Origin of the sequence: Flavobacterium qiangtangense (genome assembly GCF_042658345.1) — a bacterium.
In the GTDB taxonomy this organism is placed as follows: Bacteria; Bacteroidota; Bacteroidia; order Flavobacteriales; family Flavobacteriaceae; genus Flavobacterium; species Flavobacterium qiangtangense.
This window is the reverse complement of the sequence record NZ_JBHSQB010000003.1, coordinates 396,010-418,032: the sequence shown is the minus strand read 5'-3', so window position 1 is coordinate 418,032 and position 22,023 is coordinate 396,010. Positions and strand designations below refer to the sequence as shown.

The window sequence follows — 22,023 nt, the reverse complement described above, 5'->3', positions numbered from 1 at the left end:
GTCCGTCCGCAAAACCCTAACTTTAAATTGGCACTGGCTTCAAGATGTGTTGATGGTTTGTTCTAAATAGGCAACTAAAAAATAGTTTATAATATACGGGGTCGGGCATCTTCGCCCTGCAGACCACAAAAAAGGAAGCCCTCGAAGCGTCAAGCGCCGCAGTTATAAATTCCCTTAGCGTAAACAGCTGGGGAAAGAAGCTGACCTTTTATGGCCTCAAGGCAAAGAAGCCGATAAAGTTCGGGAATAAGGTCCTTCAAGGCCCGACCCTTTACCATGGTGAGCAGGAGACCTTTCAGGATTTTTACAAGTATGTCGATATCTGGGGGCTCACTGGAAATGCCTTTTTCCTGAGCAACACTGTGATCATTGACTGCAAAGACAAGCTATTCGGAGTGCTTTGAATACCTAAATAAGCAGCGCGTGGCAGTCTGCTAACTCCAAGCAGGGCGGGCTAAAAAGTACCCCGAACACGTGCATTACAAATCGTTCGCATGTGGCAGCGCTGTATTCCAATTTGTTCAAAAGAAGCGCAAGTCACAAATCCCAGGCTGACGTAAAATGGACCAGCGCGGTCTCCTGGTGGCGGGAAAATCTCCCCGGACTCACCGAAAGAAAAATCCCGGCATTCCTGCCGGGATTTCTGAGCAATACCTGCCGCCGTTCCTATTGCCGTGTTGCTGATCGGTTTCCGCATAAATGCGCCGACGTTGGTCTAATCCTGCACGAACGGGCGGAAAGTGCAGGAACCAGTTACAGCCTCCTCGGCAATCTGACTGCCCGTCATCTTCGTTACAAACGGCAGCGGGCATTTTTATCTGCTATCAATGCAATTCACCATAAATCCAAAGCGGGATATGCGAAGGAGCTTGAGCCTGCCGGGTCATATTCTCACTGCCAGTGCTGTACCCATAGAAATAGAAAAGGACGATATGGCAAACCTTAGGGTCTCGCTTGACCGAACATACCATTATATCAATTATATTATATCAAATGCAAGGACCGCTCCTTCCAAAGTTAGTTAAAGATACGCAGAATGCCTTATACCTTTTTCAGCAACTGTTACATTTTTAACAGGCTACCATTTCCCGTCCAGACATGGTACAGAATCGTACGCAGTCTAAGGCCGTAATGCAAAATAACTTCTGCAGGTAACGGTCTTGACTAATCCTGCAACTTCTGGCGCGCAATCATATAACTTTTCCCTCATTCTTTCGATGTAATTTTACTCAACTGGCGGTACGGTACCAGTGGCCCTGGCACAGGCTCAACGACCAAAAAAATGCCGCCGACATTAAATCACGAGGAAAAAAAGCAAGCTATGAAAACACAATTGCATGATTCCATCCGCACGGCATACGCCGACTTTATAGTGGGACAGAACCATCCCTGCGTGATGGCCAATACCGTCTTTCAGATGGAAAATTACCAGTTGCGGGTGTATGACGATATCGAATCGGCTTCGAACACAGAATCCATACTTAAAGATATCAGTGCCTATCTTGAGGGGTACGATTTAAGCTCCAGCAAGTTTGAGTCCCTGATCCTTTGCTTTGAACACAGCTCCTTTGCCAGCGAGGGCGACTTCGAGCGCGCCCTATGGGCATTGCTGCAGCGCCTGCATGAAGCGGACAGCTCGCCTTGGGACCCCAAAGTCAGCGCCGATCCCGACGACGCCAATTTTAGCTTCAGCCTTGGCGGCACCGCATTTTATATTATAGGGATGCATCCTGTGAGCTCCCGCCTTGCGCGCCGCGCACCTTATTGCACGGTAGTGCTGAACCTCCACTGGCAGTTTGAGAAGCTGCGCGAGATGGGGTCCTACGATACGGTCCGCAACCGGATCCGCCGCAGGGACGAGGCCCTGCAGGGAAGCATCAATCCCGCCCTCGCGGACTTCGGAAATGCGAGCGAGACCAGGCAGTACAGCGGCAGGAATGTAGAACCGGACTGGAAGTGCCCCTTCCGCCATAAAAATTAGCTAAAATGAGCAACTATACTATTATCGAGCCGCAGACCGGCACCGCATTCACCATAAAAAAGGGCCAGATCCTGACCGTGTCCGATCCGCTCGGACGCCAGGTCAGCGACATGGTGCTGTTTAACCTGCAGGACAAAAGGGAGAAAATCTCCGCTGGAAAATCAATGGATTTCGAGGAGACCATCCTGCTGACCAAGGGCAACTACCTCTGGAGCAACCGCTCCCGCAAGATGATGGAAATCATCGAGGACACCAACGGCCGCAATGACTTTCTGCTGGCTCCTTGCAGTCCGGAGACTTTCCAGATCATGTACGGCAACCATGAGGAGCATCCCAGCTGCCTGAACAACCTGCGGGCAAACCTGGCCGAGTACGGCATCGGGCTGGACGATATACCGACCGCCTTCAACATATTCATGAACGTGCAGTTCGGTCCCGACGGAAAGCTGTCCGTCCTCCCGCCTACCACTGTTGCGGGAGACCGCATCCGATTCCGCGCCGAGCAGGACCTGATCGTGTGCCTCACTGCCTGTTCCGCCGAGGACAGCAACGGAGGCACATTCAAGCCCATCCACTATCAGGTGAGCGACCGCTAGGCGGGCGCGTTATTGCCATAATTCAAACCGCAGGGCAAGATATGCCTGCATGGAAATCTATAACCAATCCATCTCAAGCTATGTTAATACAGGAAGTAAGGGTCATGAGGGGCCCTAATATGTGGTCGGACAGCCACAGCCACGTGCTGGCTGTCAAGATGCATCCCTCGGTTCCGTCCATCAGCACGGGACAGCTCCAGGCTATCAGCGACTACCTTGCGCCACTTGCAATCACGGAATCTGACGGTACCGAGCGCGAAACGCTGCTCCTGCGCCTGACTGTACGCCTGGCCGCGGCACTGCAGGGATCAGAAATGTTCCACGGACTTCGCGCTCCCACGTCCGACCTTACCTTTGGGGTGGTAGGGTATGAAGTCGAGCAGGCCGGCACGGTGGCAGTAGAACTTGCATCATCGATACTGGCAAGCCTACTCGAAGGCGGCCAGCCGCCGACCTTCGCCGAGGCGGCCGCTGTCGTCCTGGCAGCCAGGCGACGCTACGGGGAAGGGCCGTCCACGACCATGATCATTGATGCGGCAAGGAGCAAAAATATTCCCGTAACACCTGGTCCGGGGGGCTACACGATTTTGGGATACGGAAAGCACCAGAAAAAAATCAGCGCCGCGATGTCGCACAATACTTCATGCATCGCGGTCAACATCGCCGGCAACAAGGAACACACTAAAAAATTTCTGGAAAGCGCCGCCCTTCCCGTTCCAAAGGGAGTAGTCGTAGCCGAAGAGCTTGACCTCGAGGCGGCAGCCGAGAGACTGGGTTTTCCGCTCGTTGCCAAGCCGTTCAACGGCAACCAGGGACGCAACGTAACCTGCGGCATCTACAGCCTCGATGCGCTGCGCGACGCCTTCCGGCACGCGAAAGAACTCTCACGGTCTGTGATCGTCGAAAAAGAGATTTCCGGGTCTGACTACAGGATCCTGGTGATCGGGGGCAAGTTTGCCGCCGCGTCCCTGCGCTCGCCGGCCATGGTGATCGGCGACGGGATTCGGACTGTGGCAGAGCTGGTCGAGCAGGAAAATAACAATCCCATGCGCGGGCAGGGCCACGAGAATGCCCTGACCAAGATAAGACTGGACCAGTCCTCCGAGACGCTGCTGGCATCCCAGGGCCTAAATACCGGCTCGATCCCGGTGATGGGCAGGCAGGTCTGCCTGAAGTCGACCGCCAACCTCAGCACGGGAGGTACTGCAGAAGATGTGACGGACCTGATACACCCCCTGAATATTAGGGCTGCCGAAAAGGCCGCAAGGGTCATCGGCCTGGACATCTGCGGGATTGATATCGTTTCTGGCGACATCGCACTGCCGCTGCGCGAGAACGGTGCTGCCATTATCGAGGTGAATGCCGCGCCGGGCCTCAGGATGCATAAGTTCCCAAGCAAAGGCGCTTCGAGGGAGGTCGGCGCTCCTATTGTCGAGCTGATGTTTCCGCAGGGCGACCAGGGACGCATCCCGATTGTAGCGATCACGGGCACCAACGGCAAGACGACGACCACCCGACTCATGGCCCATGTAGCTTCCAGTGCCGGAAAGACCGTCGGTTTCAGCTCGACCGACGGCATCTACATCGGTAGCGAAAAGATCCAGTCGGGCGACTGCTCCGGTCCCCAGAGCGCGCGTACCATCCTGCACGACACCACGGTCGATTTTGCGGTGCTGGAATGCGCCAGGGGCGGCATCATTCGGTCCGGCCTAGGATTCGACCAGTGCGATATCGCGATCGTTACCAACGTGGCGGCAGACCACCTGGGACTGAAGGACATCCACACCGTGGCGGACTTGGCGGTAGTAAAGTCGGTAGTGCCGCGTTCGGTACATAAGGACGGATGGGCAATCCTCAACGCCTCGGACGACCATGCCTTCGCGATGCGCGAGGCGCTCCGCTGCCGCGTAGCGCTATTCTGCACCGACCATGAAAACCCGCGCCTGCAGGAACACCTGAATGCCGGAGGCACCGCAGTATATATGGATGCGAAACAAGACATCTATGTCTGCCATGAAGGGGCTGCCCTGTTTATGCTGAACGCAGCAGAGGCACCTATAACACGCAGGGGGCTCGCGGGATTCATGATTGAAAACCTCCTGCCGGTGGCGCTTGCCGCGCACCTCTCGGGGTTCCGACAATCGACCATCGCCGACGCGCTCAAAGGATTCGTTCCCAGCGCCGAGCACACGCCCGGACGCATCAATGAATTCGAAATTAACGGGGTCAACGTCATTGTGGACTATGCGCACAATCCGCATGGGCTTCTTGCCCTGGCCGGCTACCTTAAAAACATTCCCGGATTTAAGACCGGTATCATCACGGGAACCGGCGACCGAAGGGAGGAAGACATTGCAGCGTTCGGACGGATTGCCGCCTCCATGTACGACAGGATCATCATCAGGTTTGACAGGGACCTCAGGGGCAGGTCGCAGGAGCAAATCCTCGACATCCTCGCGAGCGGTATCCGCGAGAAGGATCCTGGAAGGCAATTTGAGGTCATACCCGATACACAGACAGCGATACACCATGCGGTAGCCACTGCAGAAAAAGGAAGCGTCGTGGTTATCTGCGCAGACAATGCGACCTACACGGTGGGGCTGACCAAAATTGTTGCAGCCCAGTTCCAATCCGAAGCGCAATAAGCAAGTGTATCAAAATACAATAGCAACTGTGCCGGCGGGCTTGCGATACCTAAAACATACAAGCCTGCGTAGGGCGCAAGATCACACCAAAAATTAAAGCAATTAAATCATGACAGATATCCAACCTAAAGGAATACTAGTGCCAGTCGGCGGTGGCGAGGACAAACAGCAGTCAAAGGATGTGCTCTGCCGCATCATTGCAGAAACCGGTAAAGCCGATCCTGCAATCTGCCTGATCACACTTGCCACAGACCTGCCCGAAGAGGTTGCCGCTGCCTACAAGAGCGCCTTCGATGACCTCAAGATAACCTCACTGGAGGTGATCCACTATGACGCCCGCCGCGAGGCTGACAGCGAGCAGAACCTCGAGAAGGTAAGAAATTGCGATATGGTCCTTTTCAGCGGGGGCAAGCAACTGAAGCTTGGCACCCTGCTCGGGGGCACCAAACTCCTCTCCCTGATCAGGGAGCGCTATTTTGACGAAGCCGAATTCGTCGTGGCGGGAACCAGCGCGGGCGCCGCCGCCATGTCCAATACCATGATCATCTCTGGCAGCAGCAAACATGCGCTGATCAAGGGCACGCTAGAACTTACCAATGGTCTGGACCTGATCAACAGCGTCTGCATCGATACCCATTTCACGCAGCGGGCACGGCTCGGCAGGCTTATCCAGACCGTTACCTGCAATCCCGGGATCCTTGGACTCGGCGTCGGCGAAGATACCTGCGTGGTCATCCGAGAAGGCATGCTGGAGGTCTGCGGTTCGGGCCTGGTGATCATCGTGGACGGAAAGGAAATCGAATATACCGATCTGCCATCAATAAAGGACGGCGACCCCATTACCGTAGAAGGGATAAAAGTGCATGTCCTGGGCGCGGGAAAGAAATTTTCGATCAGCGAAAGGCGGCTTTACCATAATTGGGGTAAAGGGATTGAACCAATCGCTACCAGCTCATAAAAAGATTGCTTTCCGTGCCAGCTGTCTTGGACGCACCGAAATGGCACGTCAGTTTTCTTAAAAAAAAAAACGCTTCCCGGGAAGAGCTACTCCGGGAACAGGCGCTTGATAGGAGGCAGTACAGCATTGGAAAATATTTTTTTGTCTGGCCCAGGAGGGCTTCTTAAAATATAAGAGTAACTTTGTATCATCCAGTACTTACGCAAACCCGCAGCTTTATGTTAGACGTCCTAATTATGCATATCCGGCAGAAAGTCGACCTGACCGACACGCAGGCGGCTGCCCTGCAGTCGTTCTTTACTTTAAGAAAACTCCGCAGGAAGCAGTACCTGCTCCAGGAGGGCGAGGTCTGCCGGACATTGGCATTCGTAAACAGCGGCCTGCTTAAATCGTATGTGCTGGATGACAAGGGAACCGAGCGCATCAACCTCTTTGCGTTCGAGGGATGGTGGATCTCGGATTTCAGCAGTTTCCTAAATGCGGAAAAGGCGGTACTGAACATCGACGCCGTCCAGGACTCGGAACTGCTCCTGATCACCCTTGAAGATTATGAAAGGCTTACATTGGAAATACCCGTCATGGACCGGTATTTTAGGCTGCTCTACCAAAACAGCCTGGTGACCAAAGACTACCGGCTGATCATGCACAACAACTTTACGGCAGAGGAAAAATACCTCAACCTGCTGCAAAACCAGCCTGAAATGGCCAAGAAGCTTTCCCACGGCCTGATAGCGTCCTACCTCGGCCTGAGTCCGGAAACGGTCAGCAGGATACGGAAAAAGATAGCGCTCCGGTAGTATTTCTTGATGCAGATCAAGAAATACTGATGACCTGCGTCAAGTACCAGGAAAATCCTGCTGCGTAACTTTGTGTTCTAATCAAATTACAATCAAGCATGGAAAATATAGCATTGGTGGTCGGCTCCACGGGAATAACAGGCAGCAACCTCGCTCGAGAATTAGTTTATCAGGGCTGGAAAACCTACGGGCTGGCGAGGAATCCAAGCAATGGCACGATGGGTCTGCTACCCGTTACGGCAGACCTGCTGGATGAAGAAAGCCTTACCGCCGCACTGGATGGCATCTCCCCTACGCATGTCTTTTTCACTACCTGGATGAGAAACGACACCGAAGAGGAAAATATCCGCATCAACAGCGCGCTCGTGCGGAACCTCTTGAATGTCCTGTCCCCTAAAAAATCCGTGCGCCACGTTGCCCTGGTTACCGGTCTGAAGCATTACTTGGGCCCATTCGAAGCCTATGCGAAAGCAGGAAGCCTGCCCGAGACTCCATTGCGCGAGGACCAGCCCCGCCTGGAATACCCTAACTTTTATTACGCGCAGGAAGACGCGGTGTATGAGGCGTCGGCAAGGGACGGCTTTAACTGGAGCATCCACAGGCCGCATACCGTGATCGGATATGCGGTCGGAAACCTCATGAACATGGGTGCTACGCTTGCCGTCTATGCCAGCATCTGCAAGGAAACCGGAAGGAAATTTATATTCCCCGGTTCGTCAGAGCAGTGGAACGGGCTTTGCGATGTCACCGACGCAAGAATCCTTGCCAGACAGTTGGTCTGGGCCGCTACGACAGAAGGCGCAGAAAACCAAGCCTATAACATTACGAACGGCGATATCTTTAGATGGAAATGGCTATGGCTGCAGCTTGCGGCGTATTTCCAGATCGAACCCGAAGGCTTTGCCGGATCGGCAAGGCCATTGGAAAGAGAGCTCGAGCACGACCAGCTGCTCTGGGAGGAAATCGCGCAGCGCCACGGACTGAAGGAAAGCAAGCTCTCAAAAATCGCGAGCGCCTGGCACACAGACCTGGACCTAGGCAGGCCGATCGAAGTAATGACCGACATGGCCAATAGCCGAAAAGCTGGATTCACAGCCTACCAGAGCACCTTGGATTCCTTTACCGACTTGTTTGATAAGCTAAGGCAGGAAAAGATCATCCCGTAATCCATTTTCATGGAGCTGGAAAGCGCACTCGACGAGTAGCATTTGCCATCTCTTTCGCTTGCAGTTGCGCTGCCCGAGTCTTCTTGAAACTAAAGATTAAATAAGGTTAGGTGGAAAAGGTGTAACCAATTTTCACACAATCTCCATAAATTTACAGTATTGATAATTAAATGGTTACCGCCGCGTGATGGGCTTAACTACTAAAATTAACTGTATATGAAAAATCTGAAAATGCTGAAGATTACAGCAGTAGGCGCCATCTGCCTCGTTGCGCAGGCCTGCAGCAATCGTAACGAGTCCAACACGACTGCGCCCGACCAGCAGCCGTATGTGAAAAACGAAGGAGACAAGACGCTGGAGGATGGGGGGAACATTCGCACCGACAGCGGGACGGAGACAGGCGCGATGAAAGACTCAGCCACCGTAGGGCCTGTGGCTCCCAAATCGCCTGCTTCCGGAGGCAGGTCAAACTGACCTGTATAATTGACATTTGCTATTTGCAGCAGCTTGCAAATAAAACGCCGCGCCGAGAGGCAGGTATGCCCCTATCACAAGGCAAAAAAAATAAAAAATAGAGGATGCGACCGTTGCACGCCTTAAAATTCAAACCTAAAATGTTAACCTATGACGACTACCATCTTAAAGAAAATGGCCGCATTGCTGTTCTTCGCAGCCGCAGCGATCTCGTGTAATTCGAAAACGGAAAGTACAGAAGCAACCGGCCTTGGCACCGAGAATACAAATTCATTGGATGCCAGCTCCGAAAACGAAAATTCTGCCACGCAGGCGGACACCGCCAAGCTTCAAAATGTTGATGCTTCCAGAATGTCGGGCGGCAGGGATTCTGTATCAGGGGAAATCACCCCGCCAAATGCGCAAGAGCAGTAAGCGGAAGGCTTCGAGTGATCTGGGATCTGGCAGCCAGCGACTGTCAAAACGATGGATATCTATCCCACTCTACACCAATCTAAGTCCCAGGCCTATTGGATTGGAGATTCCCTACGCGAATGTCAGGATCGTTTCTCTCTCCAAAAGTGCCAGTATCGGGACTGCTTCGCTGTGGCTCCTGACCGGAATGATAAGAAACGAATAGATCATACCAGGATAGGCTTTCGTGGCAATTTTAGAACAGTCCCCGAACTCGGCAGCTGCATAGTGATATACCTTGGGAAGGGTTACGTAGCAAGCAATGCAGATGGCTGTCCGCACCTGCAGCTGCCCGCGGTGCTTGTACCTAATTTCGATGCAGGGAAAGGTCTGTCCGGAGAGCAAAAGTTTTCGTCTTCTTTTCATGGTGCGGTAAATATACTGTATAAAAAAACGCTAAACAATTGTTAATATTATAAAACTGGCAAAAATAATGCATGCAGTGCCCTGATAATTAAGCCTGTCCCATACCTGAGAGAACTGAACTAAAGCGACAAAAAAATGTCCAGATTTTGGAATAATATGATCGCGTAAAATAGTTGAACGGATGCAAGGTGATAGTTACACCAAAGAAAGGAAGTCGTTCGCTGATCTCAAGTGCGCTTTGACCTAACGCAACTGCCACCCGCCTGTTTATTTGCTACCAGCGGATTGTGCATTATCAATCCTGTCGGCATGTACCGCTAAGAATGTTGCACTAGTAGGCGCAAACGACAAAATGGGCAATGCTGGACGTGCATCCCATTTTAACGGATCATTTACATACTTTAACATCTCGTTATTTTGAAATCTAATTCAGCAGTCGTAACTTTAATATGCAAGAATTTTAAGATGCAAATGCCTGCATCTCAGCGCTACTTATTGCAGCACCTTAAACTCATTGAGCATGGATGACCTTACGCACTACCTTCCCCAGCCCGTCGCTGGAAAAAACATCTTGATCACCGGAGCAACCACGGGATCGGACGCGCCACGGCAGTATTGCTTGCAAAATTGGGCGCGAATGTTATGGTCGCAGGTCTGGACCGACAGCACTTGCTGGACGCACTCCATGATATAAAGACCGTTGCCACTGGTAATGTGCACGGTGTGCTGGCGGACCTGTCTACTGAAAGCGGCATCGAAAAGCTTTTTGCTGATGCCGCTGCAAGTTTTGGAAAACTTGACGTGTTGGTCAACAATGCCGCCCTCCCATTTGGAAACGCAGAAGAAGGAAATTATACAGATTGGAGCCGTATCGTTTCTACAAACCTGCTCGCCTACATAGCCTGCAGCGCCGAAGCTGTCAAAATCATGGACGGTGACGGACACATCGTCAATATCGGATCGATGAGCGCGGATGTACGTGAAGAAACCGGATCGGTATACGTAGCTACAAAATCTGGCGTACAGGGCTTTTCAGAAGCGTTCCGCAAGGCCACCAACAAGCAGGGAATCAAAGTAACGCTCATCGAACCGGGGGCCGTGGATACCGATATGCAGCCACAGTCCGGAACTGAAAAACTTAAAATGGTAACAGCGATGGAAATGCTCACCGCGGACGACGTTGCCGCAAGCATCCTGTACTGCCTTTCGCAGCCCAAACGCTGCGACGTCGTCGAATTAAAGATCAGGCCGCACCTGCAGCGAATCTAGACTGGATTGATTTTCTAAATTAATACAAGAACATATGAAGCCAATTTCTGCATTGACATCTTCATCGCAAGACAATCTCGAAAACGGTACGGTGCTTCTGGAAAAAGCATTCGGTTGCTATCCCTTGCAGATCCTCTTCGATGGGTTTTGCCTGTGGCTCGTCGCGATTTGGCCTGACGGCGGGCGCATGGCGTTCCGTGCAGGTCTTTTCAATACCGAAAAGCTCCAATTGAAGTCCCAGCGGGAGACCACCGACGGCATCCAGATTGCGCTTGAAGGAAAGACGGGCAGTACAAAAATAAACCTGAATTTTCCAGACCCGGCTAAGCCGATATTCCATTATACTGCATCCTTTACGCCGGCCTTCGACCTGCTGCCCCCAAACGCGGCGCGGGACATTATGCCTCTTTTCAAAGGACAAGGGCGGACCCAGAATACTAGTGGCCGGATACATGCCAGCCAGATCGGGCTCCGATCCGGACTGCTTTTCTTTACGCTCGAGCAGCCCAAGAGCGGTTCCGTATTCTATTTCCAAAACCTTACCGCACTCAACCCCTTCTGCGAAGCGACAGGCACGTCCGCTGGAGATCTTGTAGGGGGATCATGGCCTGAAATCGGCTTGAAGCTGCCCGAGACTTCAAGCGGCAAGCCGTTAAAAAAGGACAAAGAATATGTTATTTCAGATGCGTATGTTTGCTTGAGCGACGCTGTCCCGAGCGACAATTATGAAATCTCCAGGCTTTACCTGGACAGCCTTGCTGCCGTATACCGATTGCTTCCGATTCCGGAAACCAAATACCACGACTGGCCCGATATCCTCAAAAGGGGCCTCGACGGGCTCAGCAATCACAAGGGCTGCTGGAAATTTGCGGATGGGCGTTCGTACCTGAACGCCTATGTAAGCGATTACAAGACACCGCCTGAGAGCATGGTACAGCTCGCCGTACTCCTGCCCCTGACCGATTTTGACGAATGGAGCGGCGAGGACCACAGCCCTATCATCGAAGCGCTCCACAACGGGCTCGAAAACTTTTACGATCCGCAGCTCGGAACCATCGTGCGGTGGCTTCCTGCACTGGAGAAAAACTTAGACTGGAGCGAGGAGCAGAAGGAGCCCGGCGTGATGGACTCTTGGTACCTCCACCACCCGCTGCTGAACCTTTCCCGCCTCGCCTTGAAGGGCGACGCCAATGCCAAAAAACTGCTGCTGGATTCCCTTCCCTATACCATCAAAGTAGCAAGGCACTTCAGCTATGAATGGCCGGTTTTCTACAATATGGCCACGTTGGAGGTATTGAAAGCAGAAACCGCTCCTGGAAAGGGAGGCGAAAAAGACGTTCCGGGCGCTTACGCCCACCTGATGTTGCAGGCATGGAAGCTGACCGGCAACAAAACCTATTTGGAAGAAGCCTGCAGGGCCGCGAAAAAATTGGACGGCCTCGGACTGGATGTTTTCTACCAGGCAAACAATACGGCCTTCAGCGCGGGAGCACTGCTCTCCCTGTACAAGGAAACCAAGGATAAGATATTCCTGGACCTCAGCCACCTTTGCATCGCGGCGATACTGAATAACGTGCAGCTGTGGGAATGCAACTACGGCAACGCAAGGCACTACCCGACTTTCTTTGCCGTCTACCCGCTCAAGGATGCGCCCTATACGGCGGCTTACGAAGAGCAGGAAGTTTTTGCCGCACTCCACGAATTTCTAATCGAAGCCGACAGCGTCGATGAGGTGCTGCCTTCTGTGAAGATGCTGCTGGCCGAATGCCTGCGCCACATCATCAACAGGGTGGCGTACTATTATCCTCCCATGCTCCCAAACGAAGTTATTGCAGATAAGGAAGACGTGAAAACAGGAGAAATTGACCCAAATCTATGGATAGCGCTCGAAGACCTCCAAGACGGTTGGAACAGGTCCGGACAGGTGGGACAGGAAGTGTACGGCGCCGGAGTGGCGTTTGGAATCGTCCCACGACAGTACCATCGGGTAGATGAAGCCAACCTGATGGTATTTACAGACTACCCTGCCGCAAATTTCAGGAAGTCCGGAAATACGCTGACCTTCCAGCTGCAAGGCGGCAGTGAAATGCAGTGTCGGATGGCCACAGTTCCCATAAAAAAAGATAAACCGATTCCCAAGTTGACTGTGGCCGCCGGCCAATCTTCCAAAAAAAGGATGCCGGTGCATGCGCTTGCGACTGCAAAGGGAGCGTTCAAAGAATACATCCTTAACGGCTGCAGTTCTATAAAAATCGAGTGGTAGGCATGGGGTAAATCAGGGTCGTCCCGTCCAACTACAGCTGTAACGTTTATAGCGACGATGGCAATCGGCAGTCTGTAGAATCCTATAAAATTTGCTTTTAGAAATATAAAATTAACAACTGTTTAATTTCGGAACTTTAAATAAATTTCCAACTGTACTGAAGATGAGGACATTTTTCAAGAATAATTCGCTTTCAATATGCTTTGGGTTGCTCTTTGTGCTTTCGCTGGCGGGCCAGGCCTATTTCGGGTACGAGGAATACCAGAAGGAACTCTTGGAACTGGGCGCGGGTCCTGTCGCGCCAAACGAGTATCTCTACTCGGGGCATTTCGTCCAGGCAACTTTTGAAAACTGGGAGTCGGAATTCCTGCAGATGGCACTGTTCGTGGTGCTGACCATATTCTTGCAGCAGAAAGGATCCTCGGAATCAAAAGATTTTGACCGGGAAGAGGAAGTGGACCGAGAGCCAGACCCTGCGCGAAAAGGCGCACCGTGGCCAGTTCGAGAATCGGGTTGGGTACTGTCGATCTACAAGCATTCCCTCACTATTGCACTGTCACTGCTGTTCGCGGGCAGCCTTGCGGCGCACTTCTATGGAAGCCTAAAAGACGAAAACCTGCAGAATGCGCTTCGGGGGCTTCCTGCTGAAAGCCCAACAGAGTTTATAGGCAGCTCGCGCTTCTGGTTCGAATCGCTGCAAAACTGGCAGAGTGAGTTTCTGTCTATTTTCGCGATCATACTGCTGTCCATATTCCTGCGCCAGAAGGGATCCTCGCAGTCAAAGCCGGTCGATGCTCCGAACGGCGAAACAGGAGAATAGATACAATAAATACTGAGATTATGCCATCAGAAAAAGTCAAGGCATGCGCACAAGCGATTGCCGAACGGAAATGGAAAATTGCGTTTGTAGAAAGCGCTACTGCCGGCAGGATGTGCGCAGAATTTGCGCTCACCGAAAAATCAGGGGACATACTGCGCGGGGGAATTTCCTGCTATGAGGTCTTCATCAAGGAAAACATCCTGAGAGTACCGCACGCGCTGATAGAAAAGCATACCGCTGAGTCTGCCGAAGTTACCAAATCGCTTGCAGCCAATGCAGCGCCGCTGTTCAAGTCAGAGATTATTGTTGCCGTAACAGGACTGATCGCGCCCGGAGGCAGTGAAACAGCCGAGAAGCCTGTCGGAACAATGTTTCTCCATATTGTCTTTCCAAATGAGTCTATCGCCCATCGCGAAGTATTCAAAGGCGATCCTGAAGCTATAGTGCTCCAGGCAATCGACCGCACCGCAGCACTGATTGCCGGTGCCTTGCTAAGTCAGAAGAATCAGTATATAATTTAATAACCACTAAATACAATTACCATGGCAAACCAAAAAGACCCGAAAGGGGACGGCAGGGGGCAGCGAATCGTCCCGCCAAAATCGGCTGCGGCCGAAGGGCTTCGAGAACTGTTCGTCGACGAGCTGAAAGACATTGTTTACGCAGAACGCGCACTGGTGAAGGCGCTTCCGAAAATGGCAAACAATGCGTTCGATCCCGGACTCAAGGCATCCATAGAAGAACATGTGGCAGTTACTGAAGGACAGGTTGCCCGCCTTGTGCAGGTTTTCGAAATCCTCGGCGAATCGGACAGGGGAAAGAAATGCGACGCGATGGAAGGGCTAATCAAGGAAGGCGAAAGCATCCTTGAGGAAACCGAACCGGGACCGGTACGCGATGCCGGAATCATTTCCGCGTCGCAAAAGATCGAGCACTACGAAATTGCGTCCTATGGGACGCTGGTGGCGTTCGCTAAGATACTTGGCGAGAATGAAGTCGCGGCGCTTCTGGAAGAAACGCTTGCAGAAGAAAAAGAAGCCGACATAAAGCTCACCGAGGCTGCTTATAACGGAATCAATCTCGAGGCCGCGGCCGACGAGGCGACGGGAGAACCAGAATCCGGGGCTACTATCTAATGCTCCTGATTGGCGGGTGGCATCTAAAAAAAGGCGCACCCGCCAATTTTCATGTAGCAGCCAAATAAAACTTGCGCTCGTGTAAAGCTTCAAGATATAAAATAAAATATAAAAATGTAGTACTATGAAATTATTTACCACAAAAACGCACGGCATTATAGATTATATTGCGGGCGTGCTTCTTCTACTTCTACCATGGATTTGGGATTATAATCCTACCGGTCCGGAAAGCCTGGTGCCAATGTTGCTAGGTGTCGCGACAATCGCCGTCAGCCTCATGACGGACTATGAAAACAGCGTCTTGAAGATCATACCCATGAAAACGCACCTTCTAATCGATGTGCTGTCGGGGATATTTCTGGCTTCCTCCCCTTGGCTCTTCGGATTCCACGAGAGCGTCTGCCTGCCACACGCCGTCTTCGGAATTGCAGAAATTCTTGTGGCGTTACTCACAAAGGGCCTTCCTGCGTATTCTTCCGATTCCAGACTTATCTAGGCGTGAAGGAATCGGTCGCTTGTGGCGTAACTATTCAATAGTGCCCGAAAGAAGAAATAAACCGACCAGGCGTGTATCGTTTATCTGTCTTTTTTTACCCTGCAGGCGATAAATATCCTTCCTCTTCCCACGATGAAACAGGAAACCAAAACAACCAAAATTGCGAGCAGCACCCTTGATGAACTGGCGTTAGCCTGAGACTGCAACACCCGGTTCCCCACTGACTGGGAAATTAAAGTCTAGCATGGACAATTCCGGCGCGGTTATTTTAAAAGGCGTATTGATTTCTGCCATCCAATATTATAAATTTTAAATTTAGTTTTTATCAGATCGTCTTCAAAATCTATCTGGCTAAAATCTACAATGCTCATGATTATATCTCGTATGTAGTTTGAAATATGTAAGATGAAATTTTAAAAAATTAGCAACACGATTTTATAGATATGTCAGAATTTATTGCACTATTTTAAACTGGATTTTGCATAGCATAAGAGTCGCTTGATTGGCGCGCGTTATTATCAAAAAAATTATGCAGCCAATAGATTGAAATATGTAAACTTTGGGAGCGAGACAATCCGTAAATTCAATTATTAAAACTGCAATCATGAACAGCAACGAACTGTATACTGCCCTTTCCACGGCGAACGGCGATCGTACCGAGGAAATGTACCGCTACGGCTACGCCTGCGGACTGGAGAACCATATTAATTTTTCCAAGATTAAAGAAGCATTTCTACTGCATTCAATTTCTGACAGCGAAGAGAAGCTCTATATGCACACGATCATCGAAGGCTACAAGTCCAGCAGTGATTTCGATATCAACCTATTTTTTGGCTGATTCCCTTCCTTAATGGTGGTCCACACCTAGTTTCGCCTGCGCATGTTATGCGTCATGATTTCCGATGCAGTGTCGTAAAAGTCCTGCCCCATCCGAACAGCGTTCTGTCGGCGGGGTCCTCGTCTACCAGCACCACCTTCAGGCTGTAACCTGTTTCCATCATATCAAACTTTAGGCATCTGAGGCACAACATTTTACCAGTGGCAAGACTTCATTCTCTCCTCAGGAAAATAACCAGCCTCCTGACTCCTCAAGACCAGGCAATAAAAAAGAGATAAGTTTCCTTTTCTCCTTGAGCAAATTCGATTGTATAATACCACTTCATAAAATCGTACGCAAATAGATAGGGCAGCTTCACAACCTGCCCTACATAATTTATCAATATCCCTATGTAGTTCCTTTAATGCAGGGTAAAGCATGCTTAAAGAAAACAATTAGCGTGTCCACCGAAGTGGCCCGACAGACTATTTGACGCTGGATAACTGTAATTTTATACCGTAACTCTGTAAGTCCCGGACTGTGAAATTTATTTAGCTTTAGAGAAAAATACCTTATGGAAAATCTAGAAAATTTTATTGAGGTGCTGCCATTCGATGCTGCTAGCAAAACCGAAACCTTTGCTCCCTTCGAGGCAGTCAGACAGTCTTGGGCTGCCGGTGATACGCTGTCACGGGAAGAATCGAATTGGATCTGTGGCAATTTCAGCAACACGCTTGAAGGCGCATCTCGGTCGGAAATGCCCAGCAGGATAGCGATACGCGCGCTGCTTTTCGTAAAGCCTGCCGGAGAGATTCAGGGACGTCCGTTCTATACCTTCATACATGCCTGAAGGCAGTGCATACCCTGTCTAAAGATAAATTTGTAGGACGCTGCCATCGCATTGGCGAACAGCACTCGGTAAGCATTGCTAAATTAGGGGCAGTTCCTATTGACTGGCAATTAATTCTACCAAGATATATGTGCTATTTAGAAGGTGCACTGAACTCAATCCAGACCGGAGCGTGGTCGCTGGTTTTATCCCAGCCTCTGACTTCCATGTCGACGCCGCCAGATTTGAGTTTTGGCAGCAGTTCAGGGCTCAGCAGAAAATGATCGATTCGAAGGCCCGCATTTCTCGCATAGGCATTTCGAAAATAATCCCAAAAAGTATACATTTTTTCGTATGGATAAAGATATCTCAGTGCGTCCGTCCAGCCCTGCCCCAGAAGCTCATGAAATGCTTGCCTCACTTCGGTCCTGAATAATGCGTCGTCTTCGTATTTTTCCGGCTTGTAGACATCGAGCTCGGTCGGCATCACGTTAAAATCACCGGCAATTATTACAGGGATCTTGTGTTCCAATAATTTTTCTGCGCGTCTTGACAGCCTTTCAAGCCATCGCAGCTTATAGTCCAGCTTGGGTCCCGGAGCGGGATTTCCGTTAGGAAGGTAGATGCACGCTACTACCATTTCGCCAACCAGCGCCTCGAGGTAGCGGCTTTGGCCGTCTTCGGCATCGCCTGGCAGCAGTCTTCCGATTTCTTTTATTTCCAGATCTTTGGACAGGATTGCCACGCCGTTCCACTGTTTCTGGCCGTGCCAGACCGCCTTGTACCCTGCTTTTTCTATCGCTTCGATCGGAAACTTATCCTGAGGGGCTTTTAGTTCCTGGAGGCAGACGATATCGGGCGATGCTTCCTCCAGCCAGCGCAGCAGCACATCAAGGCGGCCGTTAATTCCGTTTACATTGTAAGTGGCTAGTTTCATAAGGAAAAAAATAATGTTTAGAAATACGGCTTCGATATACCAACGATTGCAAACTAATCTGTCTGCTTTCTTTTTGTTACTTGAGGTACTTAAAAAAAAACACCCTGGGAGATAATGGTGCTAGCAGCCTAATGCTTACACAATCTTATCCAAAGTTATCGGCAACTCCCTCACCCTTTTTCCGGTGGCATTGAAAACGGCATTCGCAATCGCTGGCGCCATTCCCACCAACGCGGTTTCACCAAGCCCTTTTGTTCCCATCGGGTTGCTGTAAGGATCTTTTTTATTGACAAAAAACACTTCCTGTTTTTCAATATCTGCGTTTACCGGAACGTGGTAGTCGGCAAAATTATTATTGATGGCGCGGCCGAAGCGGTGATCGATTTCCAAAGCTTCCATCATTCCCATCCCGATGCCACCAACAGCGCCACCAAACATCTGCCCAGCGGAAGTTTTTTGGTTTATAACTGTTCCAATATCGGCACAAGAAACGACGTGCGCCAATCTGATTTTCCCCAAATTTGGGTTCACCAAAACTTTCACAAAATGCACTGAAAAAGAATAAATCGAATATTTTTTTGCTTCTTCGGTATTTTTAGAATCGGTAACCGCTTCTATTTCCTGTAATTTCTGGTTCTCCAATAGTGCTGCCAGCGAAATTGATTTTGACTTCTCTTTTTTGGAAGAAATAATGCCTTCGGCGAAAGCCAGATCTTCCACTTTAGCATTTTTAAACGTGTTTGTTTCTTTTGCCATTGCAATTGTTTTTTCGACCAACGCTTTGCACGCTTCAAAAACCGCCGATCCCACAGAAGAAGTCGTTGCCGAACCTCCCTGAGTCGGTCCTTTTGGCAAACCGCTGCTTCCCATTTCAATTTTGATATTTTCTGCCAAGATTCCTGTTGATTCTGAACCGATTGCCGTCATCATCGTCGCCGTTCCCGGTCCCATGTCATTGACGCTGCATTGCAAGACCAAAGTTCCATCCGATAAAAATTTAGCCCTGACAGATGTGGGATTTCTTGAAGAACCAAAAGTACCGGTTCCCATTCCGTAGCCCACAAACCAGTCGCCTTCTTTCACGGATGCCGGTACATTCTTGCGGTTTTTCCAACCGATCATTTCTTTTCCGGCTTCATAGCATTCCAAAAGATGTTTGCTGCTCCAAGGTTTTTTTTGTTCCAAGTCCGATTCGGCGTGGTTTATTTTCCGAAATTCAATCGGATCCATATCAAGCTTGTGCGCCAGTTCGTCCATCGCGCTTTCCAATGCGAAGGAACCTGTGGCTTCGCCCGGTCCGCGCATCCAGATCGGCGTGCACGTATCGATCGACGCGATTCTGTATCGCGTTGCCACATTTTCGCAATCGTACATAAATCGGGACATATTTACAGTCGCTTCTGTAAAATCCTCATAACTTGACGTCTGCGCAACCGCTTCGTGGGTCATTCCCGTAAGCTTTCCGCTTTTTGTAGCGCCCAAGCCCATTTTTTGGATGGTAATCGGTCGAAAACCCACATTGGTAAACATCTGTTCGCGGTGCAGGACCAGCTTTATCGGTCTCGCCAATTTCTTTGAAGCAATTAAAGCTGCGATTTCATAGGGCCAAGTGTGAAGTCCCATCCCAAAAGCGCCTCCGAGATATTCAGAATGCACCGAAACATCTTCCGGCGGCATTCCGAAAACGTCTCCCACGCTTTTTCGCGTTCCTTCCACACCTTGGCTTTTTGTGTAAAGCGTTGGTTTGTTTCCATCCCACTTTGCGATGATATTCGCCAATTCCATCGGATTATGGACTTCTGTCGGCTGGATATATTCTGCTTCAAAAACTACTTCCGCATTTTTATAAGCATTGTCAATTCCTCGGAGATAATCTTGCGAACGCTTGCCAGAAGGCATCTTTCCGTTGTTTTTTACTTTGTGCAAATCGGTTGAATGTTCTTCTTTTACATATTCCACTTTGATAAGCTTGGCCGCATATTGCATTCTTTCAAAAGTATCGGCCACCACAATCGCAATCGGCTGGTCGTAATATTTGACAGAATCATCTTTTAAAATCTGGAGCGGCTGTGCCAAATTTGCAGGCTCCTTGGCTTTTTGGTAGCCTGCCGGCTTGTCCACATTTACGTGCGTAATCACCGCCAAGACACCCGGAGCCCATTCGGCTTTTTTGGCATCTATCTTTTTGATTTTTCCTTTGGCAATCGTGCTTCCGACCAAACAGGCATAAGCCACACCATTCGTTTTATATTCTGCAGAATAGGTCGCCGCACCGGTTACTTTTGCACGTCCGTCCACTCTATTTAAGTTGCTTGTCTTGCTCATAATCTGTTATTTGATGCTGCGATTGTCAATGCTTCCGTGATTGCGTTTGGAGCCAATTTCAACTTGAAATTATTTTCTCCCTGTCCTTTTGCGCCTTGCATTGCCATTGCTGCCGCCTGTCTGAAAATGGCTTCGCTTGTCGTTTTCCCTTTCAAAAATTTTTCAACTTCGGTCAGCCGCCAAGGCTTGTGCGCCACTCCGCCAAGTGCCAATCTTGCCTCATTAATCCTATTGTTTTTTATATCTAAGGCCACCGCGACCGAAACCAATGCAAACGCATAGCTGCTCCTGTCTCTTACTTTCAGATAATGTACGTTTTTAGAAAAGGCATTATCCGGAATTTCTACCGATACGATCAATTCCTTGCTTTCCAGCGTGTTGTCCTTCTCAGGATTATTTTCGGGAAGACGGTGAAAATCTCCAAACCTGATCTCTCGTTTTCCTTTTGGACCCTCGACACAAACCGTCGCATCTAAAGCTGCTAACGCCACGCACATATCACTCGGATGAACTGCAATGCAGCTTTCAGACGCGCCAAAAATCGCGTGCATCCTGTTGTAGCCGCCAATCGCACCGCAACCGCTTTTTGCCACACGTTTGTTGCACGGCATATCGGTATTATAAAAATAAGGGCAGCGCGTTCTTTGCAACATATTGCCACCAACTGTAGCCATGTGCCTGATTTGCTGTGAAGCTCCAGCGGCCAACGCCAACGCCAGCAACGGATGTTTTTCTTGGATGATTTTATCTTCTGCAACCTGGCTATTTTTTGCCAAAGCTCCTATTGAAATCTTGTCTTTCAAGCGATTTATTCCTTTCAAATCCAAGCCGTTGATGTCGATAAGCTTATCTGGTCTTTCCACATCTTTTTTCATCAAGTCGACCAGATTCGTACCGCCTGCAATGAACATCGAAGCGGTATCTTTTGACATAATTCCAACGGCCGAAGCAGTGGATAGCGCCCTAACTAATTGGAAATTTTTCATAACTGCTTCCCTCCTTCCTTAACTTCTTGGATCGCATCGACAATATTGTGATAGGCACCGCACCGGCAGATATTGCCGCTCATGTATTCGCTAATTTCTTCACGGCTTCCGGCATGGCCCTCTTTAATACAAGAAATCCCCGACATGATCTGTCCGGGAGTACAATAACCGCATTGAAAGCCGTCGTGCTTGATAAAAGCTTCCTGCATTGGATGCAGTTTCTTGCCTTTTGAAAGTCCTTCGATGGTAGTCACTTCGGTATCCTGCTGCATTGCCGCCAAAGTCAAGCAAGACAGAACCCGCGTTCCGTTTACATGGACCGTGCAGGCGCCGCATTGCCCGTGGTCGCAGCCTTTTTTGGTTCCGGTCAAATGCAATTGCTCGCGCAAAAGGTCTAATAAAGTGGTTCGAGGCTCTACTTTCAGATTGTGTTTTTCGCCATTGATTTCTAGGGAAAGCGGCACTGTTTCAAAATAGGCAGCCAGCTTTTCGTCCCACTTGTTTTCAGAAGCCATCACCAAGGAAGGCGGCGCCATAGCCAAAGCGGTAAAAAGGCTGGATTTTTTCAGGAAATCTCGACGTGAATTGTTCGAATCGTCTTCTGGCAGCATATCGTTGTGCGTATTTTTGTCGGCCATGCTTAGGAATTTTAAGGTTAGCAAATAGCTGTGAAATGTGTTGTCTCTCAAATTTAATGATAGTTATCTAG

Annotated in this window: 20 protein-coding genes; 16 read left to right on the top strand and 4 right to left on the bottom strand. The window is 50.1% G+C overall.

Annotated elements, in window-relative coordinates:
• Nucleotides 1-1,282 precede the first annotated feature (1,282 nt).
• The 16 genes from gntA to ACFPVY_RS01885 all read left to right on the top strand — a co-directional run bounded on the left by gntA (nucleotide 1,283) and on the right by ACFPVY_RS01885 (nucleotide 17,087).
• Complete coding sequence (gene gntA, locus ACFPVY_RS01960; protein ID WP_379790017.1) at nucleotides 1,283-1,981, top strand: guanitoxin biosynthesis heme-dependent pre-guanitoxin N-hydroxylase GntA; 699 nt, start codon at nucleotides 1,283-1,285, stop codon at nucleotides 1,979-1,981.
• 5 nt (nucleotides 1,982-1,986) lie between these two features.
• A complete protein-coding gene (locus ACFPVY_RS01955; RefSeq protein ID WP_379790016.1) occupies nucleotides 1,987-2,577 on the top strand; it encodes a DUF1989 domain-containing protein in 591 nt (196 codons plus the stop codon).
• Between the two features lie 119 nt (nucleotides 2,578-2,696).
• Entirely contained in the window at nucleotides 2,697-5,222 is a 2,526-nt protein-coding gene (gene cphA, locus ACFPVY_RS01950) for a cyanophycin synthetase (protein WP_465254354.1), read from the top strand.
• 109 nt (nucleotides 5,223-5,331) lie between these two features.
• Nucleotides 5,332-6,180 (top strand): cyanophycinase, encoded by an 849-nt coding sequence (locus ACFPVY_RS01945; protein ID WP_379790014.1) that lies wholly within the window; start codon nucleotides 5,332-5,334, stop codon nucleotides 6,178-6,180.
• A 218-nt stretch (nucleotides 6,181-6,398) separates the two neighbouring features.
• Nucleotides 6,399-6,977: a Crp/Fnr family transcriptional regulator gene (locus tag ACFPVY_RS01940; protein WP_379790013.1), complete on the top strand. Its 579-nt coding sequence runs from the start codon at nucleotides 6,399-6,401 to the stop codon at nucleotides 6,975-6,977.
• A gap of 98 nt (nucleotides 6,978-7,075) precedes the next feature.
• Nucleotides 7,076-8,143 carry an SDR family oxidoreductase gene (locus ACFPVY_RS01935; protein ID WP_379790012.1) on the top strand — a complete coding sequence of 356 codons (1,068 nt, stop codon included), beginning with the start codon at nucleotides 7,076-7,078 and terminating at the stop codon, nucleotides 8,141-8,143.
• Between the two features lie 216 nt (nucleotides 8,144-8,359).
• On the top strand, nucleotides 8,360-8,617 hold the full coding sequence (locus tag ACFPVY_RS01930) for a hypothetical protein (protein ID WP_379790011.1): 258 nt from the start codon (nucleotides 8,360-8,362) through the stop codon (nucleotides 8,615-8,617).
• Between the two features lie 150 nt (nucleotides 8,618-8,767).
• Nucleotides 8,768-9,031: a hypothetical protein gene (locus tag ACFPVY_RS01925; RefSeq protein WP_379790010.1), complete on the top strand. Its 264-nt coding sequence runs from the start codon at nucleotides 8,768-8,770 to the stop codon at nucleotides 9,029-9,031.
• Between the two features lie 999 nt (nucleotides 9,032-10,030).
• Entirely contained in the window at nucleotides 10,031-10,705 is a 675-nt protein-coding gene (locus ACFPVY_RS01920) for an SDR family oxidoreductase (protein WP_379790263.1), read from the top strand.
• Nucleotides 10,706-10,739: 34 nt separating this feature from the next.
• A complete protein-coding gene (locus tag ACFPVY_RS01915; RefSeq protein ID WP_379790009.1) occupies nucleotides 10,740-12,968 on the top strand; it encodes a glycoside hydrolase family 88 protein in 2,229 nt (742 codons plus the stop codon).
• Between the two features lie 163 nt (nucleotides 12,969-13,131).
• A complete protein-coding gene (locus ACFPVY_RS01910) occupies nucleotides 13,132-13,788 on the top strand; it encodes a DUF6766 family protein (RefSeq protein WP_379790008.1) in 657 nt (218 codons plus the stop codon).
• Between the two features lie 20 nt (nucleotides 13,789-13,808).
• Complete coding sequence (locus ACFPVY_RS01905) at nucleotides 13,809-14,309, top strand: CinA family protein (protein ID WP_379790007.1); 501 nt, start codon at nucleotides 13,809-13,811, stop codon at nucleotides 14,307-14,309.
• A gap of 21 nt (nucleotides 14,310-14,330) precedes the next feature.
• Nucleotides 14,331-14,924: a YciE/YciF ferroxidase family protein gene (locus ACFPVY_RS01900; protein WP_379790006.1), complete on the top strand. Its 594-nt coding sequence runs from the start codon at nucleotides 14,331-14,333 to the stop codon at nucleotides 14,922-14,924.
• A gap of 124 nt (nucleotides 14,925-15,048) precedes the next feature.
• Nucleotides 15,049-15,420: an SPW repeat domain-containing protein gene (locus ACFPVY_RS01895; RefSeq protein ID WP_379790005.1), complete on the top strand. Its 372-nt coding sequence runs from the start codon at nucleotides 15,049-15,051 to the stop codon at nucleotides 15,418-15,420.
• A gap of 604 nt (nucleotides 15,421-16,024) precedes the next feature.
• Nucleotides 16,025-16,258, top strand: a complete 234-nt coding sequence (locus ACFPVY_RS01890) for a hypothetical protein (RefSeq protein WP_379790002.1) — start codon at nucleotides 16,025-16,027, stop codon at nucleotides 16,256-16,258.
• Between the two features lie 553 nt (nucleotides 16,259-16,811).
• The gene (locus tag ACFPVY_RS01885; RefSeq protein WP_379790001.1) at nucleotides 16,812-17,087 is read left to right on the top strand and encodes a hypothetical protein; all 276 of its coding nucleotides are present in this window, start codon (nucleotides 16,812-16,814) and stop codon (nucleotides 17,085-17,087) included.
• 133 nt (nucleotides 17,088-17,220) lie between these two features.
• Here ACFPVY_RS01885 and xth read toward each other — a convergent pair whose 3' ends face one another.
• The 4 genes from xth to ACFPVY_RS01865 all read right to left on the bottom strand — a co-directional run bounded on the left by xth (nucleotide 17,221) and on the right by ACFPVY_RS01865 (nucleotide 21,952).
• Nucleotides 17,221-18,003: an exodeoxyribonuclease III gene (gene xth / locus ACFPVY_RS01880; RefSeq protein ID WP_379790000.1), complete on the bottom strand. Its 783-nt coding sequence runs from the start codon at nucleotides 18,001-18,003 to the stop codon at nucleotides 17,221-17,223.
• Between the two features lie 135 nt (nucleotides 18,004-18,138).
• Nucleotides 18,139-20,328 carry a xanthine dehydrogenase family protein molybdopterin-binding subunit gene (locus ACFPVY_RS01875; RefSeq protein ID WP_379789999.1) on the bottom strand — a complete coding sequence of 730 codons (2,190 nt, stop codon included), beginning with the start codon at nucleotides 20,326-20,328 and terminating at the stop codon, nucleotides 18,139-18,141.
• Nucleotides 20,325-21,314 carry an FAD binding domain-containing protein gene (locus ACFPVY_RS01870; protein ID WP_379789998.1) on the bottom strand — a complete coding sequence of 330 codons (990 nt, stop codon included), beginning with the start codon at nucleotides 21,312-21,314 and terminating at the stop codon, nucleotides 20,325-20,327. Before ACFPVY_RS01870 ends, ACFPVY_RS01875 begins: the two co-directional genes overlap by 4 nt.
• Nucleotides 21,311-21,952, bottom strand: coding sequence for a (2Fe-2S)-binding protein (locus tag ACFPVY_RS01865; RefSeq protein ID WP_379789997.1), 642 nt, complete (start codon nucleotides 21,950-21,952; stop codon nucleotides 21,311-21,313). The genes ACFPVY_RS01870 and ACFPVY_RS01865 overlap by 4 nt, the downstream gene beginning before the upstream one ends.
• Between the last annotated feature and the right edge of the window lie 71 nt (nucleotides 21,953-22,023).